Source organism: Paraburkholderia gardini (assembly GCF_907164545.1).
GTDB classification, from domain to species: Bacteria; Pseudomonadota; Gammaproteobacteria; order Burkholderiales; family Burkholderiaceae; genus Paraburkholderia; species Paraburkholderia gardini.
The window spans coordinates 291,405-309,785 of sequence record NZ_CAJQZB010000002.1 but is presented as its reverse complement, the minus strand read 5'-3'; the positions used below and the strand labels follow the sequence as shown (position 1 = coordinate 309,785).

General features: G+C 64.4%; 17 protein-coding genes. 7 read left to right on the top strand and 10 right to left on the bottom strand.

Annotated features, from left to right (window positions below; genetic code table 11):
• The first annotated feature begins 113 nt into the window (after positions 1-113).
• From waaF to LPA37_RS03280, 4 genes are all read left to right on the top strand, one after another.
• Complete coding sequence (gene waaF, locus LPA37_RS03295) at positions 114-1,139, top strand: lipopolysaccharide heptosyltransferase II (RefSeq protein WP_228978995.1); 1,026 nt, start codon at positions 114-116, stop codon at positions 1,137-1,139.
• 178 nt (positions 1,140-1,317) lie between these two features.
• Entirely contained in the window at positions 1,318-1,764 is a 447-nt protein-coding gene (locus tag LPA37_RS03290; protein WP_228978762.1) for a nuclear transport factor 2 family protein, read from the top strand.
• 57 nt (positions 1,765-1,821) lie between these two features.
• Complete coding sequence (locus LPA37_RS03285; RefSeq protein ID WP_229011412.1) at positions 1,822-2,904, top strand: hydrolase; 1,083 nt, start codon at positions 1,822-1,824, stop codon at positions 2,902-2,904.
• Positions 2,897-3,514, top strand: coding sequence for a DUF2946 family protein (locus tag LPA37_RS03280; RefSeq protein WP_229011410.1), 618 nt, complete (start codon positions 2,897-2,899; stop codon positions 3,512-3,514). Before LPA37_RS03285 ends, LPA37_RS03280 begins: the two co-directional genes overlap by 8 nt.
• Positions 3,515-3,519: 5 nt before the next feature.
• On the opposite strand, the gene LPA37_RS03275 is transcribed toward LPA37_RS03280, so the two are convergent.
• Positions 3,520-5,220 carry a M48 family metalloprotease gene (locus LPA37_RS03275; protein WP_229011408.1) on the bottom strand — a complete coding sequence of 567 codons (1,701 nt, stop codon included), beginning with the start codon at positions 5,218-5,220 and terminating at the stop codon, positions 3,520-3,522.
• A 266-nt stretch (positions 5,221-5,486) separates the two neighbouring features.
• On the opposite strand from LPA37_RS03275, the gene moaC reads away from it, so the two are divergent.
• Positions 5,487-5,966: a cyclic pyranopterin monophosphate synthase MoaC gene (gene moaC, locus LPA37_RS03270; protein WP_228978770.1), complete on the top strand. Its 480-nt coding sequence runs from the start codon at positions 5,487-5,489 to the stop codon at positions 5,964-5,966.
• 3 nt (positions 5,967-5,969) lie between these two features.
• Here moaC and LPA37_RS03265 read toward each other — a convergent pair whose 3' ends face one another.
• From LPA37_RS03265 to recA, 9 genes are all read right to left on the bottom strand, one after another.
• A complete protein-coding gene (locus LPA37_RS03265) occupies positions 5,970-7,031 on the bottom strand; it encodes a class I SAM-dependent methyltransferase (RefSeq protein ID WP_228978772.1) in 1,062 nt (353 codons plus the stop codon).
• A gap of 185 nt (positions 7,032-7,216) precedes the next feature.
• Positions 7,217-9,010: a PglL family O-oligosaccharyltransferase gene (locus tag LPA37_RS03260; RefSeq protein WP_229011406.1), complete on the bottom strand. Its 1,794-nt coding sequence runs from the start codon at positions 9,008-9,010 to the stop codon at positions 7,217-7,219.
• Positions 9,011-9,163: 153 nt separating this feature from the next.
• Positions 9,164-9,775 carry a pilin gene (locus tag LPA37_RS03255; RefSeq protein ID WP_324251735.1) on the bottom strand — a complete coding sequence of 204 codons (612 nt, stop codon included), beginning with the start codon at positions 9,773-9,775 and terminating at the stop codon, positions 9,164-9,166.
• 165 nt (positions 9,776-9,940) lie between these two features.
• Positions 9,941-10,666: a TerC family protein gene (locus tag LPA37_RS03250; protein ID WP_229011404.1), complete on the bottom strand. Its 726-nt coding sequence runs from the start codon at positions 10,664-10,666 to the stop codon at positions 9,941-9,943.
• Between the two features lie 171 nt (positions 10,667-10,837).
• On the bottom strand, positions 10,838-11,719 hold the full coding sequence (gene sucD / locus LPA37_RS03245) for a succinate--CoA ligase subunit alpha (RefSeq protein ID WP_229011402.1): 882 nt from the start codon (positions 11,717-11,719) through the stop codon (positions 10,838-10,840).
• A 106-nt stretch (positions 11,720-11,825) separates the two neighbouring features.
• Positions 11,826-12,995: an ADP-forming succinate--CoA ligase subunit beta gene (sucC, locus tag LPA37_RS03240; protein ID WP_228978777.1), complete on the bottom strand. Its 1,170-nt coding sequence runs from the start codon at positions 12,993-12,995 to the stop codon at positions 11,826-11,828.
• A gap of 58 nt (positions 12,996-13,053) precedes the next feature.
• Entirely contained in the window at positions 13,054-13,755 is a 702-nt protein-coding gene (locus LPA37_RS03235; RefSeq protein WP_228978779.1) for a DUF2889 domain-containing protein, read from the bottom strand.
• A gap of 133 nt (positions 13,756-13,888) precedes the next feature.
• Positions 13,889-14,644: a recombination regulator RecX gene (recX, locus tag LPA37_RS03230; protein WP_229011400.1), complete on the bottom strand. Its 756-nt coding sequence runs from the start codon at positions 14,642-14,644 to the stop codon at positions 13,889-13,891.
• Positions 14,645-14,651: 7 nt separating this feature from the next.
• Positions 14,652-15,725, bottom strand: a complete 1,074-nt coding sequence (gene recA / locus LPA37_RS03225) for a recombinase RecA (RefSeq protein ID WP_228978783.1) — start codon at positions 15,723-15,725, stop codon at positions 14,652-14,654.
• 228 nt (positions 15,726-15,953) lie between these two features.
• Between recA and LPA37_RS03220 the strand changes: the two genes are divergently transcribed.
• The gene (locus LPA37_RS03220) at positions 15,954-16,739 is read left to right on the top strand and encodes a response regulator transcription factor (RefSeq protein WP_228978786.1); all 786 of its coding nucleotides are present in this window, start codon (positions 15,954-15,956) and stop codon (positions 16,737-16,739) included.
• A gap of 82 nt (positions 16,740-16,821) precedes the next feature.
• A complete protein-coding gene (locus LPA37_RS03215) occupies positions 16,822-18,378 on the top strand; it encodes a sensor histidine kinase (RefSeq protein WP_228978999.1) in 1,557 nt (518 codons plus the stop codon).
• The last annotated feature ends 3 nt before the right edge of the window (positions 18,379-18,381 follow it).

The window sequence follows — 18,381 nt, the reverse complement described above, 5'->3', positions numbered from 1 at the left end:
AGCCGGACTTCGTTCCGGCTCGCCGCGCTTTGCCCAGCTGTCTTTTCCCCACAACCTGAACGCCGCGCGCCTGTGCGCGCGGCGCTTCGTTTCGACACCGGAAACCCACCCTGATGCGTCGCGCGTTGGTAATCGCACCGAACTGGATCGGTGACGCATTGATGGCGCAGCCGCTGTTTTCGCGGCTCGTGAAACTGCATCCGCGCATCGCGATCGATGCAGTCGCGCCCAGCTGGGTCGCGCCCGTGCTCGAACGCATGCCTGAGATTCGCGACGTCTACGCCACCGATCTCGCGCACGGCAAGCTGCAGATGCTGCGCCGCTGGCAGCTCGCGAGCGACCTGCGCGACGTCGGCTATGACGCCGCCTACGTACTGCCGAATTCACTGAAGTCGGCGCTGATTCCGTGGATGGCGGGCATCGGGCTGCGCATCGGCTATACCGGCGAGAGCCGTTATGGCCTGCTGAACGTGCGTCATGCGAATCCGCGCAAGGACGAGCGTCCGCCGATGGTCGGCCAGTACACCGCGCTCGCTTATACGCCGGGCGCAAAAGTGCCCGGCGACCTGCCGATGCCGCGCCTCGACGCCGACCTGAACGAGGCGTCGCGCGTGTCGGCGCGCTTCAATCTGGATACGCGCGTGCCGCTGGTCGTGTTCTGCCCGGGGGCCGAATACGGCCCGGCCAAGCGCTGGCCGCCCGAGCATTTCGCCGCGCTCGCGAAGATGATCGGCCAGTCGTTTCCCTACACGCAGATCGTCGCGCTCGGTTCGCCGAAAGACGCGCCGATTGCGCAGGCCATTGCGGACCGCGCGTCGAACGTGCGCAACCTGTGCGGCCAGACCGCGCTCGGCGAGGCGTGCGCGCTGATCTCGCGGGCGAGCGCCGTCGTCACCAACGATTCCGGGCTGATGCACGTCGCGGCCGCGCTGCGCCGGCCGCTGGTGGCCGTCTACGGCTCGACCGATCCGCGCCACACCCCGCCCCTGTCAGAGCTCGCGAAGGTACAATGGCTGCATCTCGAATGTAGCCCCTGCTTCCAGCGCGAGTGCCCGCTCGGCCATCTGAACTGCCTGCGGCAGCTCAGCGCGGAACAGGTCTTCGATGACCTGCGCGGCATGCTGGTCGCGCAACGCTAGAACCGTCTGATCGCCATACGCATGCTTCATCGCGTCATGTCCGCGCCTCACGGCGCGGACATCCTCGCGGAAGTCCCATTCGTTCATGCACGCCGGGGCACTGCCGCTGACTGTCGAGCCGTTCCGAAGACGCACCCGGACACGCAACCGCGCGCCGCGCACAAGAGACTGACGAGCCATGCCACGTTTTGCCCACATCTTCGAAGCCGCCGCCGACACGCTCAACGCCTGGTATCAGGCCATCGCCGAGGCCAACATCGACAGCTTGATGGGCCTGTGGATCGACGAGGAATTCGTCAGCTGTATCTGGGCGGACGGCTCGCACCTGCATGGCCTCGAAAGCATCCGCGCGGGCCTGTCCGTGCAGCTCGAAATGAATCCGGTGTCGATCGAGCCGCTCGATATCCGCGTCTACGACAGTCTTGGCACCGTGGTCTACGCGATTGCGGAAGCGCACCGGCCGGTCGATCCGGCCGCCACGCCCACGATGGTCTTCGCCACCTACGTGATGGTTCACGAGCGCGGCGAATGGTGCATCGCGCACATTCACGCGAGCCCGATGCCCGACACCGCCGCGAGCCAGTTCGCGGCCAAGATGCGGCGCGGACAGGGATCGCTGCACTGACGCTGCCTGTTTTTCCTGCCGCTCCTGCTTTTCCGTTTTTTCGATCTGGCTGCTGGTATGAGTACGACGCATAACAAGAACGGTTCGGATACGTCGCCTGTCGAGGACGTCGCGCAACGGCTCGCCGACCTGCGCTATCGCGCACCGCTGTGGCTGCCGAACAGCCACGTTCAGACCATCGTTCCCGCGCTTTTCGCTCGCGTGCCGGCCGTCGCCTACCGGCGCGAACGCTGGGACACGCCCGATGGCGACTTCATCGAACTCGACTGGCTGAAGCGCGAACCTTCATCGGCTGCACGCACGCACGATGGCACCGCGCCCCTCCTCGCTTCCGACGACAAAACGCCACTGTTCGTGCTGTTTCACGGCCTGGAAGGCAGTTCCGCATCGCATTACGCGCGCGCGCTGATGGCCGGCGCGCGCGATCGCGGATGGCATGGCGTCGTGCCGCATTTTCGTAGCTGCAGCGGCACGCTGAACCTGCTGCCGCGCTTCTATCATCTCGCCGACAGCAATGAAGTCGACTGGGTGCTGCGACGTCTGCGCGGCATGCATCGCGGGCCGATCGTCGCGGCAGGCGTTTCGCTTGGCGGCAACGTGCTGCTGCGCTGGCTGGGCGAACGCGGGCAGGATGCATCGTTTGTCTCGGCGGCGGCGGCGATTTCCGCGCCGCTCGACGTGCACGCCGGTGGACGCGCACTGTCGCAAGGTTTCGGCAAGGTGTACACGCGCAGCTTCCTGAAGACGCTGAAGCTGAAAGCGGACCAGAAGCTCACGCAATACCCCGGCCTGTTCGATCGTCACGCGATGCTCGCGAGCCGCACGATGTACGAGTTCGACAATGTCGTGACCGCGCCGCTGCACGGCTTTCGCGATGCCGACGACTACTGGACGCGCGCGACAACGAGCCCGCTGCTGCCGGACATCACCGTGCCGACGCTCGTGCTGAATGCGCGCAACGACCCGTTCCTGCCGGGCTCGGTGCTACCCTCGCGCCATGAGGTGTCGGCGTCGGTGGAACTGGACCAGCCGGATCACGGCGGCCACGTCGGCTTCATGACCGGGCCGTTCCCAGGCCGCATCGACTGGCTCGCGCAGCGCGTTTTCGGCTATCTCTCACCCTTCGCCCATCATGGATGACATCGTCAGGCAGGCCCTCGTCAAATGGCCGAACGTGCCGCATTGCACCGGCTGGCTGCTGCTCGACCGGCGCGGCAACTGGCGCATGCGCGACGAGGCCGCGCAGGCCCAGGGTGCGCCCGGCGCGCCGATCCGTCATGAGGCGCTGCTGGGGTTCATTCACCGCAACTACGAAGCCGACGCACACGGGAAGTGGTTCTTCCAGAACGGCCCGCAACGCGTGTACGTGGAACTGGTCTACACACCGTGGATCGTACGGCTGGCCGTCGATGCAAACGGCGCGCTGACGCTCACCGATCAGGCGGGCGGCACGTTCACGCCCACTGCCGCATGGCTCGACGACGAAGGCGGCATCCTGTTCACCGAGGCGGCGACCGGCGAGGGGAAACAGCCGCGCGTGGCCGCGTTGCACGACCATGATCTCGATCTGTTCTCGGAACACGCCGAAATCACCGACGATGGCCGGAGCGGCGCATTCCACTGGCGTTCCGACGTGACCTTGCCGCTGCAAGCCATCCCGCGCGCGGACGTCGCGGCGCGCTTTGGCTTCGTCGCGAGCCCCGCGGCGCAGGCAGCGCAAGCCGCCGAAGCGTCCGGCGACCGCGCCTGAGCGCCCTATCCGCGATTCTTGTCGTCTTCGCGCTCTTCCTTGTAACGCGCCTCGAAGTCGTGCAGACGCGCGTCGATCGTCGACAGTTCGTAGTAACCGGCGGTCTTGATGTCGCGCGCTTCTTTCAACTGACGGATCGCCGATGGCCACGCCCCCTCCAGCGCGAACTTCTCCGCGAGCGCGCGATGCTGTGTGAGCGCGTCGCCGGTGCCGACGCTCGCCTGCGCGAGATAGCGCCACCATAACGGCTGTTGCGGGTCGCTACGCGTTTCCTTGTACGCGAGCGCCTGGGCATCGGCGAAGCGGCGGGCGCTGAGCAGCGTCTGCAGCCGCATGTCGATCGCGGCGTGCGACGCCGGCCAGCGACGTTGCGCCACTTCGGCGAGACGCACCGCGTCGTCGTTGCGTCCGGCGCGGCGGGCGATATCGACGTCCAGCACGTCGAGGCTCGGCGAGCTGCGGGCAGCGACACCCTCGCTGCGTCCGGTCGCGCCGAAGGCCTTGCGCGACGCGGCAAGCGACGCAGCCGCATCGTCGTAGCGCTCGAGCAGCATTTGCGCGAACGCAATGCCATACCAGTTCGCCGCGACGTTCAGCGCGGTTTTGTCCTCGATCTCGGCGCGCATCCGGGAGATTTCGTCGGCGTAGTCGCTACGCGAGCGGTCCTGCAGCACACGCGCCCGGGCACGCACAAATCCATATTCCGGCGACTGACGCGGCTGGCGATACGGCGAGCGGCGCGCGCGGTCTTCCATGTCGGCGATGCGCTCGACGGTCAGCGGATGCGTGCGCGCGTAGACCGGAATGCCGGCGTCGCCCATCGACGCGCGGTCGAGCCTGCCGAAGAACGTCGGCATCGCGTACGGGTCGTAGCCCGCGCCCGCCAGCATCTGGAAACCGACGCGGTCCGCCTCGTGCTCCGCAGCGCGCGAGAACTTCAGCTGGGTGTCGACCGCATAGGCCTGGCCGCCCATCACAATCGCGCCGCCGAGATCGCCGCTATGAGCGACGACGCCCGCGAGAATGCCGAGCAGCATCGCGGCGAGCGCGGCGTAGCCGGTGCGCTCGCCAGCACTGATCATGCGCGCGATGTGCCGCTGCAGCACGTGTCCCATTTCGTGGCCGATCACGGACGCGAGTTCGGATTCCGTCTGCGTCGTGACAATCAGGCCCGTGTTCACGCCGATGAATCCGCCCGGCAGCGAAAACGCGTTGATCTGCGCGTCGCGCATCGCGAAGAGGTCGAAATCCGGCTGGTAACCGCCGATGTAAAGCGCCGTGGCCGCCGCCGACAGTTTCGCGGAAACCGAATTCAGGTAGTCGCGCATGAGCCAGTCGTCGAGATAATCGGGGTCGGCACGCACTTCGCGCATCACGCGCTCGCCGAGCTTGCGCTCGGCTTGCGGCGTGAGCGAGCCGCCGGAGCCGTCGCCGAGATCCGGCAACTGCTGCGTCAGAAGCGGCGCGTGCAGGCTGACGTTGGCGCCCGGCGTGCCGGCAAACCGGCTCTCGGCGCCGCCGTAAGTGCCGAACACGCCGGGCGCGATATTGTCGGGAATCAGCGGTGACGTCCAGGACCTGATCGGACCGATTTCGAGCGACGGCGTCTTCGGAGCGGAATTCGATGCGGAAGACTGCGCGAACGCCCCCGACGGCGCCGCGAGCGCGATCGAAAGACAGACTGCGAGAAGCCGTTTCAGACGCATTGCGTGATGGGCAAAAGCAAGGTCGGGAACCAGTCGGGCGCTTCGGCGCGGCGGCGCCGGGCGCGCTTTAATTGTACTCAGTGGCAGGCGGTATCGAGAACCCTGTGCCCGGGAAGTTGCCGCCGCTGTGTCTATACCTGCCGTCGAGTCTGTGCTCGCGCCGGATTTGAGGCCAGTTGCCCGCAGGACGTGCATGCGCGCAGCGCGAGGCGGACAATCACCGTCGAATGGGCGCTGTTATGATGGCACCCTTCAGGGAGCCCACCATGACGGAATTGACTCATTTCGACGCAGCTGGCCAGGCGCATATGGTCGACGTCGGCGGCAAGCAGGAGACGAAACGCATCGCCATCGCGAGCGGCACGATCCGCATGCTGCCCGCGACGTTCGCGCTGATCCGCGACGGCAACGCGAAAAAAGGCGATGTGATTGGCATCGCGCGCATCGCGGCGATCCAGGGCGCGAAGCGTACCGCCGACCTGATCCCGCTCTGCCATCCGCTTGCGCTGACGCGTGTCGCCGTCGACTTCACGCTCGACGACGCGCTACCCGGCGTGCACTGCACCGTGCAGGTGGAAACGCTCGGGCGCACCGGCGTGGAGATGGAAGCGCTGACGGCCGTGCAGATCGGTCTTTTGACCGTGTATGACATGTGCAAGGCCGTCGACCGCGGCATGACCATCACCGATGTGAAAGTGCTGGAGAAGCATGGGGGGAAGTCGGGGGACTGGGTGGCGAACCCTTAACCTTCACGCCCGCGCTTCGAGCACGAGATTGAACGGCGTCTCCGTCGCGCGACGGAACTGCGTGAAGCCGCCCTTCGTCACCACGTCGCGCAGTCTCGCTTCGCCGGCCTGCGCGCCGAGCCCCATCTGTCCTTCCTGCGCGAACGACGCCGGCGTGCAGATCATCGCCGATGCCGAATAGAAAATGCGTCCGACGGGATTCATGTTGTCGGCGGCGTTGTCGTTGGCGAACGGCTCGACGATCATCCACGTGCCGCCCGGCTTCAGCGACTGCCGCACATGCGCGGCCGCGCCCACCGGATCGCCCATGTCGTGCAGACAGTCGAAGAACGCGACGAGGTCGTAGTCGTTACCCGGGAACTCCTTCGCGGGCGCGACTTCGAACGTGACGCGATCGCGCACGCCTGCGTCCCCTGCTAGCTGACGTGCACGTTGAATCGACGGCTCGTGATAATCGAAGCCGACGAACGTCGCCTCGGGATACGCCTGCGCCATCAGCACCGTCGACGCGCCGTGCCCGCAGCCGACATCCGCGACTTTCGCGCCGCCCGCCTTCAGCTTCGCCTCGACGCCATCGAGCGCGGGTATCCACGCGCTGACGAGATTCGCCGCGTAGCCAGGACGGAAGAACCGCTCGGTGCCGCGAAAGAGCGAATGATCGTGCTGGTGCCAGCCGAAGCCAAGCCCGGTGCGAAACGTGCCTTCGAGTTTATGGATGTCGCGAAACATCGATTCGGCTATCTGGAAGAAACCCGGCACGAACACTGGACTCGTCTCATCGGCGAAACACATCGCCTGTTCGTCTTCGAGTTCGAAGGCATCCGCGGCAGCGTCGTAACGAAGAAAGCCGGCGGCCGCCTGGGCAAGCAGCCATTCACGCACGTAGCGCCCGTTGACCTGCGCAGATTCGGCGACCTGCCCGGCGGTCATCGGTCCCTGCCCCGCCATCGCCTTGTAGAGACCCAGCCGGTCACCCAGCAGGATCAGCGGCGCTGAAGCAACCGCGCCAAATTCGCCCACCATCCGCCCCATGAAATTCTGCAGCTTGTCCTGATCGATCTGCATGACTGGTCTCCCGTTCGAGTTAAAAATGAAACGGGCATGGCGCGGGGAAATTGAATGGCTACGATACCTTCCACTTTCGAGGCGCTCGCTCGGTATCGAAAAGTATAGGTTTGCAGCAGGAAGTTGAAAGGCGTTTCACCGGCGCGCGCATTGCACGTGCGCGCCCGGTCAATGTATTAACGACATCACTCGTCGTCGGATTCGTCATCCTGATTGATGTCCCTGGGCGGCATGCCGTACTTCTTCATGAGCTCGGCCTTGAAGCCGGAAAGCATCTTCTGGTCGTCGCAAAGATCATACAGATAGCCGAGTTGCGACGGCCAGTCCTTCAACTCCTGCGCGAAGATTTTCAGACGCTCGACCGTATCGAATGCGGCGTCGGTGTCGCCATTCAACGCCTGCAACACGGCATAGCGACGCAGCACCGTCTCGCCCGGCAACAACGCGAGCGCCTGCTTGTGCATCGCCAGCTTGTGCGGCAGGTTCTGCGCGTTCATCGGCAACAACGTTGCCATGCCGTATTCGCCCCACGCCTGGAACAGGAACGACGGGTCCGCCCGATACTCCTCGGCCGGATGTTTGCCGTAGTACAGCACTTCGGCGCGCGCATAGTCGCGATACACCGGATAGAGCGACGCAAGTCCGACGAAAACCACGAGCGCATAGATACCGAATGCCGCGCCCTGCGGCCCACGCAACGGCTTCGTTTCAAGCAGGCCGAAAACGAACATCGCCGGCAGCAGGAAAAACATGTATTGCTGCGGATACTCGACAAGCGCGTGCATCACCAGCACACCGATCATCGCCAGCCCGAAAATGCGCGCTGCCGTATGCGGCGCGCGCGCGACGCGGATCAGCCAGCTCACCAGACCGATGACGACAATCGCGGCACCGAGCAGGCCCGTCTTCGCGAGCAGATCGATAAAAATATCGTGCGAGTTATTGGCGATTTCCACGCCGCCGAGTATCTTCGCCAGATCGAACTGATAGCGCGGAAACTCACCCCAACCGACGCCCATCAGCGGATGCATCCTGAACATCGTCCAGCCGTACTTCCACAGCGCGAGACGCGGTGCGATCTGACCGGCGTCCTGCATCCGCTCGGCCGCCGACTGCGCGAGATCGAGCTGATAACGCACGTTCGCCCAACGGATCGCCGCGTTGACGACGACGAAGAGCGTCGCCAGCGCAACTGGAATCAGCCACGCGCGGTCGCTGCGCTTGCCTGTCCCGCGCTCCAGCGGCTCGCTGCGTCGCCCGGCAAACGCCATCCAGAACCCGGCCACGACGATCACGCCCATCTGCAGCCACGGCCCGCGCGATACCGTCAACGCGAGCCCGGCGCTGAAAATCGTCGAGACGACAACCCACAGCACGAGATTCAGACGCCGCGTCTGCACCAGATACAACGCACCGGCCATCGCGAACGCGATGTATGTCGCGAGGTGATTGGCCTGCGCCATGTTGCCGAACGGACGGCGATCGATCGTGATGTTGTACGCCACCACGAGCGGCGTGACCTTCGCCTCCAGATGAAACAGTTGCACGACCTGGCAGAACACCGCGAACAGTCCGCCGACGATCAGCGCCGCAGCCATCCAGCGCAACGTCGTCTCGCTCAGGTTCGCGCGCGTGAAGCCATAGCCCGCGTGGGTCGCCATGAACGCAGCCAGCAGGAACCCGGCGCCGAGCCAGTTCATCGACGGTTGCGCAACCGGCAGCGCAAACGACTGCAGAACCAGCACAAGACCGAATGCAAGCGGCACGAGCGCGACAACCGGAGAGGCGAACGCAACACGCGGCCGCGCGCTGCTGACCAGCAGCACGACAGCGGCGCCCGTCAGCAGATACAGCGAGAGCGCGGTGAACTCGGCATAGAACGTCGGAATCGGATACGTGTGATTGACCACGGCATACGGCAGGGTCAACGCAAGAGCCAGCAGGACGAGAGACAGATAGCGCGCGAATGGGGTGGGCATGAGTAACCGGGGGCGTCAGCAACCGGCGCACTATACAAAAAAATCAATGACCTGTGCGCCGGCTGACCTAAATAACGCCAGATTACAGGGATGTACGCATGCGCCCGCCATTTGTGATCCCGTGCGTCGCTACACCCGTATCCACGTTCGTCGTCAGGTGCGGCATTCAGGTGGCGCGAGGTTCGCTGGCAGCGTCGCCGCATCTGCCGGTGCCGGACCCGATCCCGGCGCGGGTAGCGACGAACTGTTCTTGCCGCCCGCGAAGCATTCCCACGTGAGCGTGCCCGGCTGCGACGCTCCCCTGGCGAGGCCGACCCGCGCAGTGGGGGTTTCCGGGTTATCCGGCACCGACGGCACGAGCACGATCGTGTTCGATCCCGCAGCCGCGACCCGCGTCGTGAAGGCGACCGTGATCTGACCGTTGTCGTCGTCGACGTGAATCGACTCGACGTTGCGCGTGGCCGGCGGCGACGCGTATCCGCCACCCAGCGCAGTGCCGCTCGCCGCGTTCTCGGCAACCGACAGACGCGCCGACGAAGCCAGCGACAAGCCCTCGCCCACCCGGCCGCGCGCCAGATAGTCCTGATACGCCGGGATGGCATAGGCGGCGATGACACCGACGATCGCCAGCACGATCATCAGTTCGATGAGCGTGAAGCCGGCGTGACCCCAGCGGGCGTACCGGCGGCGCGCATGGGCAAGCTCGACAGGCCAGGGCCAGCGCCTGAAACACCGCATGGCGCCCACGCGAATGCGGCGGACCATCGATGAGGATGGCGACGAGGAAGGCGATACGGAACAAGGTACAGACACAATCATCAGCAGGCTCCCGAAACGAAAAACGCCTGCTTCACGTATTGAGGCAGGCGCTTCGATCGTAGCCAGTGGGAAAAGCGTCGGACAGTCGGCCGGACGGCCAACGCTCCAGGTTCAAGGTGGGCCGGGCGGCGCCTGCGTGGCCTCGCGACGTGCGTTGCGGCGCTTGAGCGCATAGCCGACGATCACGACGAACAGCGCGCCCGCGATGCTCATGCCGTACTCGGCGGCCGGCATGTCGAGGACAGGCCAGCGGTCGCCGGCAGGATCGTTGATGATGAGACCGCCCGCGATCCAGCCGAGCAGCGCGGCGCCCAGCGTGATCACTACGGGCAAACGGTCGAGCAGCTTCAGCACCAGCTGGCTGCCCCACACGATCAGCGGAATGCTCACGACCAGGCCGAAGATCACGAGCGCAAGGCGATGCTGCGGATCAGCGGCTTCGGCGGCGCCGGCAATCGCGATGACGTTGTCGAGGCTCATCACGGCGTCGGCGACGATGATGGTCTTGATCGCGGCCATCAGCTTGTCGGCCGGCTTGACGTCCGCGTGTGCGTCGTGCGCGGGCGCCATGAGCCGCACGCCAATCCACAACAGCAGCAGGCCGCCCGCGAACTTCAGCAGCGGCACATCGAGCAGGGCGACCGCAAACGCTATCAGCGCGACGCGCAGCAGGATCGCACCGACTGTGCCCCACAGCACGCCACGGGTGCGCTGATCGGCCGGCAGATTGCGGCACGCCAGTGCGATCACGACCGCGTTGTCGCCACCCAGCAGGATGTCGATCACGATGATCTGGAAAACGGCGCCCCAGTGGAGCGTAGCGAAAAACTCGAACATGGCAGGAAGCGTAGAAGGACGTGAAGCGAAAAACCAGCGGAAACGAAAGCGCGAAGACAAAAAAAAGCGAGGGAAGCAGATGCTCCCTCGCCTTGACACTTCGCTCTTACGAAAGGGATTCGTAAGGGTATCAAAATTTCGGGACGGCCGGGGCCGTCGTCGTTATTTCGATTACAGCATCGCCTTCAGAAGACGCGCCATTTCCGACGGGTTCTTCGTGACCTTGATGCCGCATGCATCCATGATTTCCAGCTTCGCTTCGGCCGTATCCGCACCGCCCGAGATCAGCGCGCCGGCATGGCCCATGCGCTTGCCCGGAGGCGCCGTCACGCCAGCGATGAAGCCAACCACCGGCTTCTTCATGTTGTCCTTGATCCACTCAGCGGCGTTCGCTTCGTCCGGACCGCCGATCTCGCCGATCATGATGACGGCGTCCGTATCCGGATCGTCGTTGAACATCTTCATCACGTCGATGTGCTTCAGACCGTTGATCGGGTCGCCACCGATACCGACTGCCGACGACTGGCCCAGGCCGATCGCCGTCAACTGGCCGACTGCTTCATACGTCAGCGTGCCCGAACGCGACACGACGCCGATGCGGCCCTTGCAGTGGATGTGACCCGGCATGATGCCGATCTTCAGTTCGTCCGGCGTGATCGTGCCCGGGCAGTTCGGTCCGAGCAGCAGCGTCTTGCTGTTCTTTGCGCGCATACGAGCCTTGAGCTCGATCATGTCACGGACGGGAATGCCTTCCGTGATACAGATAGCGAGATCCAGATCGGCCTCGACGGCTTCCCAGATCGCGGCGGCGGCGCCTGCCGGCGGAACATAAATGACCGACACGGTCGCGCCCGTTTCAGCCTTGGCTTCAGCGACGCTTGCGTAGATCGGAATGCCTTCGAAGTCTTCGCCGGCTTTCTTCGGGTTCACACCCGCGACGTACGCTTCGCGGCCGTTTGCGTATTCACGGCAGGCGCGCGTGTGGAACTGACCGGTCTTGCCGGTAATGCCCTGCGTGATGACCTTGGTGTCTTTGTTGATCAGAATCGACATGTATTGACCTCTGTTCGTCTGGCGTCGCACGCGCGTGGGCAGGATATTCTTCGCCCGCGTCGCATGCGCGCCGCCATTCGTAATCCGTGATGAGCGCCGGGGCGGCTTACGCCTTGCCCGCAGCGGCCGCGACGACCTTCTGCGCAGCTTCTTCCATGCTGTCCGCCGCGATGATCGGCAGGCCGGATTCAGCGAGCATCTTCTTGCCGAGGTCTTCGTTCGTGCCCTTCATGCGGACCACGAGCGGCACCTTCAGCGAGACGGCCTTCGAAGCCGCGATCACGCCTTCAGCGATCACATCGCAGCGCATGATGCCGCCGAAGATGTTCACGAGAATCGCCGTCAGGTTCGGGTTCTTCAGCATGATCTTGAACGCTTCCGTGACCTTCTCGGTCGTGGCGCCACCGCCCACGTCGAGGAAGTTCGCCGGTTCGCCGCCGAACAGCTTGATCGTGTCCATGGTTGCCATGGCCAGACCGGCGCCGTTCACGAGACAGCCGATGTTGCCGTCGAGCGAGATGTAGGCGAGGTCGAACTTCGATGCTTCGACTTCAGCCGGATCTTCTTCGTCCAGATCGCGATACGCGACGATTTCCGGATGACGGAACAGTGCGTTCGAATCGAAGTTGAATTTCGCATCAAGCGCGATGACCTTGCCGTCGCCGGTCAGGATCAGCGGGTTGATTTCGGCGAGCGATGCGTCGGTTTCCCAGAATGCCTTGTAGAGGCCCTGCAGGATCGCGCGTGCTTGCGGCAGCGAAGCGGCGGGCACGCCGATCTTCGTTGCGAGTTCGTCGGCTTCGGCGTCCTTCAGGCCGGTCGACGGGTCGACCGCGATCTTGTGGATCAGCTCAGGCGTCTTTTCCGCGACTTCTTCGACGTCCATGCCGCCTTCGCTCGATGCCATCACGACGATCTTCTGCGTAACGCGATCGATCACGAGGCCGACATACAGTTCCTTCTTGATGTCAGCGCCTTCTTCGATCAGCAGACGATTCACCTTCTGGCCTTCCGGGCCGGTCTGGTGCGTGACGAGCTGCATGCCGAGGATCTGGTTCGAGTATTCGCGAACCTGTTCCAGCGTTTTGGCGACCTTCACGCCGCCGCCCTTGCCACGGCCACCCGCGTGGATCTGAGCCTTCACGACCCAAACCGGGCCGCCGAGCTCTTCCGCGGCCTTGACCGCATCATCCACCGAGAAGACCGGCTTGCCGCGCGGTACCGCGACGCCGAATTTCCGCAGGATTTCCTTACCCTGGTACTCGTGAATCTTCATGCGTGATTCCCTTCAGTCTGAGAGTTGGATTGAACTTCGTTTCCGCTTTTATCGCTGTTCAACGACGCGCCGCTCGCGCGGCTTGTCCGTCGGATGCACCTTCCGCGCGCTCCTCTGCTCGCGGCGCGCGGCCGTACCAGCGCGGATAAAACTGCTGCACCGCTTCACCGTCGAATCGCAGCGCGTGGCAGCGACCGAGCTGGAAAGGCGGTTTGTCGGTTGATTCCGTTGCCGGCCTGCCGGCCTGTTCATCCGCGGATACAGGCTCGCTGGCGCCGCGGGCCGGATCTGCGTCTGCTGCTTTCTCGCCGGGCGCGCCGCTGTTCGTGTTCCAGACATCGCCCGCGAACGCCTGGATGGCGGCCGTGGGCATGACCGCGCACAACTCGGTGAGATGCGTGCAGCCGGCGGTGCCACCCAGTAAACGGTTGGCATCGCGACGGAAGTTGTTGAACAGATTGAGCCCGATGAGGGCCCGATAGGCGGGAGTGGCGGTCTGGCAGATGCCCGGATAGGGCACCCAGTCGGACGACGCTTCGGCGTCGACGACGTTGAGCTTGCGATCGATCGTAATGCGGAGCCAGAGTTCATGGATCGGCAGACCGTTGGGCCGGACGCCCGACGCAAGCACCACATCGCGTGGCTTTTCGTCGGTGAGGCATGCCTCGATGTCCCACAGCCCGTCCTCGCGCTCATAGGCTTCCGCACATATTGCGCGGCGATGGCGCAACCGACGGGAAACTGGCGGGGAAAGCGGCATGCGAGAGAGTTAAGGCCGGATTGGGAAACCAGCGAATTTTAGCATACTGGGTATTTGACATTATTCGTGTACGGCTACCCTGCGGCAACCTCGCCCGGGCCAACGCGTCGCGACCTGAAATACGATTAGCGGGCTATTCGCCGCCTTCGGCCCAGTCTTCGTCCATCCCTTTCAGGATCTTGCCGATCGTTGCGCCCGAAAATCCGCGTGCAGCCAGAAAACGCGCCTGTTTCGCGCGCTCGGCGGGCGTTTCAGGAACATGGCCGAATTTCTTGCGCCAGACACCTTGCGCGCGGGCAAGTTCGGTTTCGCGCAACTGCGCACTCGCCTCTTCGATCAACGTCTGGCCGACCGCGTGCTGCTTCAGTTCATTGACGATGCGGCTTGCGCCCATACGCGATGAACGGCGGTGGACCAGGCTTTCGGCGAAGCGCGAATCGGAGAGCCAGCCTTCGGTTTCCAGTATGTCGAGCAGCGCGTCGACGCTGTCGTTTTCTTCGACGAACGGAGCGAGCTTGCGGGCAAGTTCAGCGCGGCTGTATTCGCGACGCGACAGATAGCCGAGAGCACGCCCTTTCAGCGAGCGCACGGGACGTTTGGCGTTGGCGGAGCGGTCTTTGCCGGCAGGCGGCGGGTCACCCGGCGCGCGACGCGAGCGCGAGTAAGTGGGCTCCGCGGGTGCCGGGTCGCTTTCGGAGGTGAAATCTGAAGCGAAGGCACCGGCGGAATTTGAAGCCGACGAACGACGCCCTGCCGCGCGATCATGTGCATCAAACGACTCGAACGAGTCGTCTTCCTGCGGGCCGTCCGCATCTTGCCCTGCACGTCGAGCAGACCGTGGTTCAGGCTGCGAATCAAACTGCGGTGCAGACCGGCCCTTGCGTATCACGCGACGATTACTCTTCTTCGCCCGCGATTTCGGCGCTGACCACGGCGATGTCTGCCATCGTGTTCACACCAAGCGATTCGCGGATGCGGTTTTCAATTTCGCGCGCGATGTCCGCATTCTCACGCAGGAATTCGCGCGCGTTGTCCTTACCCTGGCCAATGCGCTCGCCGTTGTAGCTGTACCAGGCGCCGGCCTTGTCGACGATCTTTGCCTGCACGCCGAGATCGATAACTTCGCCCTGACGCGAAATGCCTTCGCCATAAAGAATGTCGAAGATCGCTTCGCGGAACGGCGGCGCCACCTTGTTCTTGACGACCTTCACGCGCGTTTCGTTACCGATCACCTCGTCGTTCTTCTTGATCGAGCCGATACGGCGGATGTCGAGACGCACCGACGCGTAGAACTTGAGTGCGTTGCCGCCCGTTGTGGTTTCCGGGTTGCCGAACATCACGCCGATCTTCATCCGGATCTGGTTGATGAAGATCACGAGACAGTTCGTACGCTTGATCGTACCGGTGAGCTTGCGCAGCGCCTGGGACATCAGACGCGCCTGCAGACCCGGCAGCGAGTCGCCCATTTCACCTTCGATTTCAGCCTTCGGCACGAGTGCCGCGACCGAGTCGATCACGATCATGTCGATCGAACCCGAGCGCACCAGTGCGTCCGCGATTTCGAGTGCCTGTTCGCCGGTATCCGGCTGCGAAACCAGCAGATCGTTCACGTTCACGCCGAGCTTGGCTGCGTATTGAATATCAAGCGCGTGTTCCGCGTCGATAAACGCTGCCGTGCCGCCCAGTTTCTGCATTTCGGCTACGACCTGCAACGTCAGGGTGGTTTTACCCGACGATTCCGGACCGTAGATTTCGACGACGCGACCACGCGGCAGACCACCGACGCCCAATGCAATGTCGAGGCCGAGCGATCCGGTGGAGACCACCTGGATGTCTTCGGCAACCTCGCCTGCGCCGAGCCGCATGACCGACCCCTTGCCGAACTGCTTTTCAATCTGCGCGAGCGCGGCTGCCAGTGCCTTGCTCTTTTCAGCAGTCAGTCCAGCCGGGCCTTTCTTGCTTTCTTCCATGAATCGTCCTTTGCTATGATGAACGGCGTCTGACGCAGGGTTGCGGTCCGTTTTTGCGGACGGCGCTCTAAACGCAGACACTGTATAAAAAAACAGTGGTTTTGGCAAGCGCGTTTCGCATTCATTTCGATGCGTGCGCAACGCCAGCCCAACCACCACGATTGTTTCGGAGACCGCCGCGCGCCGGGCGACACCACGACGCGGGCAATGCCAGAGCCTCAACGCCTCATGCGAATTCTCATTGCCGAAGACGACAGCATACTCGCGGACGGTCTCGTCCGATCACTCCGCCAGTCGGCCTATGCCGTCGATCACGTGAAGAACGGCGTCGAGGCCGATACCGCGCTTTCGATGCAGACATTCGACCTGCTGATCCTCGATCTCGGCCTGCCGCGCCTGTCCGGGCTCGAGGTGCTGCGGCGCCTGCGGGCGCGCAGTTCGAACATGCCGGTGCTGATTCTCACGGCCGCGGACAGCGTCGACGAACGTGTGAAGGGCCTCGATCTCGGCGCCGACGACTATATGGCCAAGCCTTTCGCCCTGAACGAGCTCGAAGCGCGTGTGCGGGCGCTCACGCGCCGCGGCGCGGGCGGCGGACCGACCGTCGTGAAACATGGTTCGCTGTCGTTCGACCAGGTTGGGCGGATCGCGTACGTGAACGAGCAGGTCGTGGACCTGTCGGCGCGCGAACTCGGCCTGCTGGAAGTGCTGCTGCAGCGGATCGGCCGGCTGGTGTCGAAGGAACAGCTCGTCGATCACCTGTGCGAATGGGGCGAGGAAGTCAGCAATAACGCCATCGAGGTCTACGTTCACCGGCTGCGCAAGAAGATCGAGCCGAGCGGCGTGCGCATCATCACCGTACGCGGACTCGGCTACTGCCTCGAAAAGGCCGCACCGGCACTGGCGCCGGCAGCCGGCGAAGCCGCTGCCACACCGGCGACACCTTCAGCAACAGCCGCCGCAACCGCCGCGCCCGCTCCGGGCGCGATGCCCGCGAGCCACTACTTCAAGTAAGGCCCGCATGCCCGCTCGCCACGAGCACGCCGCCGCGCATCACGCCGAAGTGCCGGCGCCACGGGCGCAAACCGGACAAAGCATGTCGCCGGGTTCGCCAGGCGCATCCGCCACGGCTCTCGACGACGAAGCCCGCGACGCCCGCTACGCCAACCCCTTCGCCCCGCCCGACGAAAGCGAGGCCGCTGCCGCAGCCCGTCCGCGCTCGCTCTTCGGCGAAATTCTCGACTGGATGCTCGCGCCGCTGCTGCTGCTGTGGCCGATGAGTCTGGCGGTCACCTATCTCGTCGCCAAATCCATCGCGAACGGCCCGTTCGACCGTGCGCTCGAAACCGATGCCTACGTGCTCGCGCGGCAGATTCATCCGGTGAACGGCGTCGCGGAACTGTCGCTGCCCGATTCGACCCGCGATTTCCTGCGCACGGACAACATCGACAGCGTGTTCTACCAGGTGCTTGGCACGCGCGGCGAACTGGTCGGCGGCGACCGCGACATGCCGCTGCCGCACGAGGAAGACCGGCCGCAACCGGGCATCGTCGCGTTTCGCGACGACGTGCTGCGCGGCAACGACATCCGCGTCGCGTACACGACCGTCGAGTTTCCGCAGATGCCCGGTGCCCAGCCGGTGTTGCTGCAGGTGGCCGAAACGCTCGACAAGCGTAGCCAGCTTGCCAACGACATCATCAAAGGCGTGATCCTGCCGCAGTTCGTGATCCTGCCGCTCGCGATCCTGCTGGTGTGGTTCGGGCTCTCGCGCGGGCTCGCGCCGCTGCACGCGCTGCAGTCGAACATCCGCGCGCGTCGTCCAGACGACCTGTCGCCGCTCGAAGCCCGACGCGCGCCGCCGGAAATCGAGCCGCTCGTGACGTCGTTCAACGACCTCCTGACCCGCCTCGAACAGAACATGGAGCTGCAAAAGCGCTTTATCGCCGACGCCGCGCATCAGATGAAGACGCCGCTCGCCGGTCTGCGCACGCAGGCGGAACTGGCGCTGCGGCAGGATGCGCCGGCGGAAGTGCATCGTTCGCTCGAACAGATCGCGACCAGCTCGGAGCACGCCGCGCGGCTCGTCACGCAGTTGCTGGCGCTCGCGCGGGCGGAAAACCGGATGTCCGGGCAGATCTTCACCCCGGTCGAAATCACGGAAGTGGCCCGCAACGCCGTGCGCGACTGGGTTCAGGCCGCCCTCGCCCGGCAGATGGACCTCGGCTACGAAGGCCCCGACGATATCGACGCACCCGACGGCGGGCGCATCGAGGTGGACGGCAATCTCGTGATGTTGCGCGAAATGCTGTCGAACCTGATCGACAACGCGATCCGCTACACGCCCGAAGGCGGGCGCGTCACCGTGCGCGTCAAACCCGAACCCGCCGTGGGACTCGTGCACCTCGAAGTGGAAGATACCGGCATCGGCATTCCGGCCACCGAGCGCGACCGGGTGATCGAGCGCTTCTACCGGATTCTCGGTCGCGAGGGAGATGGCAGCGGCCTCGGCCTCGCCATCGTCCGCGAGATCGCGACGATGCACGGCGGCACCCTGACGATCGGGGACAACGTCTATCAAACCGCGCCAAGGCTCGCGGGGACGCTCGTGCGTGTCAGCCTGAGATTGCTGGAACGCGCCCGGGACTTACCCTAACTG

Bases quoted from the DNA above. Each gene is read 5' to 3' on its own strand.
- LPA37_RS03280 (WP_229011410.1), top strand. From the start codon at position 2,897: ATGGATGACATCGTCAGGCAGGCCCTCGTCAAATGGCCGAACGTGCCG.
- moaC (WP_228978770.1), top strand. From the start codon at position 5,487: ATGACGGAATTGACTCATTTCGACGCAGCTGGCCAGGCGCATATGGTC.
- LPA37_RS03265 (WP_228978772.1), bottom strand. From the start codon at position 7,031: ATGCAGATCGATCAGGACAAGCTGCAGAATTTCATGGGGCGGATGGTG.
- LPA37_RS03290 (WP_228978762.1), top strand. From the start codon at position 1,318: ATGCCACGTTTTGCCCACATCTTCGAAGCCGCCGCCGACACGCTCAAC.
- sucD (WP_229011402.1), bottom strand. From the start codon at position 11,719: ATGTCGATTCTGATCAACAAAGACACCAAGGTCATCACGCAGGGCATT.
- LPA37_RS03220 (WP_228978786.1), top strand. From the start codon at position 15,954: ATGCGAATTCTCATTGCCGAAGACGACAGCATACTCGCGGACGGTCTC.
- LPA37_RS03255 (WP_324251735.1), bottom strand. From the start codon at position 9,775: ATGGTCCGCCGCATTCGCGTGGGCGCCATGCGGTGTTTCAGGCGCTGG.
- LPA37_RS03250 (WP_229011404.1), bottom strand. From the start codon at position 10,666: ATGTTCGAGTTTTTCGCTACGCTCCACTGGGGCGCCGTTTTCCAGATC.
- sucC (WP_228978777.1), bottom strand. From the start codon at position 12,995: ATGAAGATTCACGAGTACCAGGGTAAGGAAATCCTGCGGAAATTCGGC.
- LPA37_RS03215 (WP_228978999.1), top strand. From the start codon at position 16,822: ATGTCGCCGGGTTCGCCAGGCGCATCCGCCACGGCTCTCGACGACGAA.
- waaF (WP_228978995.1), top strand. From the start codon at position 114: ATGCGTCGCGCGTTGGTAATCGCACCGAACTGGATCGGTGACGCATTG.
- LPA37_RS03275 (WP_229011408.1), bottom strand. From the start codon at position 5,220: ATGCGTCTGAAACGGCTTCTCGCAGTCTGTCTTTCGATCGCGCTCGCG.
- LPA37_RS03285 (WP_229011412.1), top strand. From the start codon at position 1,822: ATGAGTACGACGCATAACAAGAACGGTTCGGATACGTCGCCTGTCGAG.
- LPA37_RS03260 (WP_229011406.1), bottom strand. From the start codon at position 9,010: ATGCCCACCCCATTCGCGCGCTATCTGTCTCTCGTCCTGCTGGCTCTT.
- LPA37_RS03235 (WP_228978779.1), bottom strand. From the start codon at position 13,755: ATGCCGCTTTCCCCGCCAGTTTCCCGTCGGTTGCGCCATCGCCGCGCA.
- recA (WP_228978783.1), bottom strand. From the start codon at position 15,725: ATGGAAGAAAGCAAGAAAGGCCCGGCTGGACTGACTGCTGAAAAGAGC.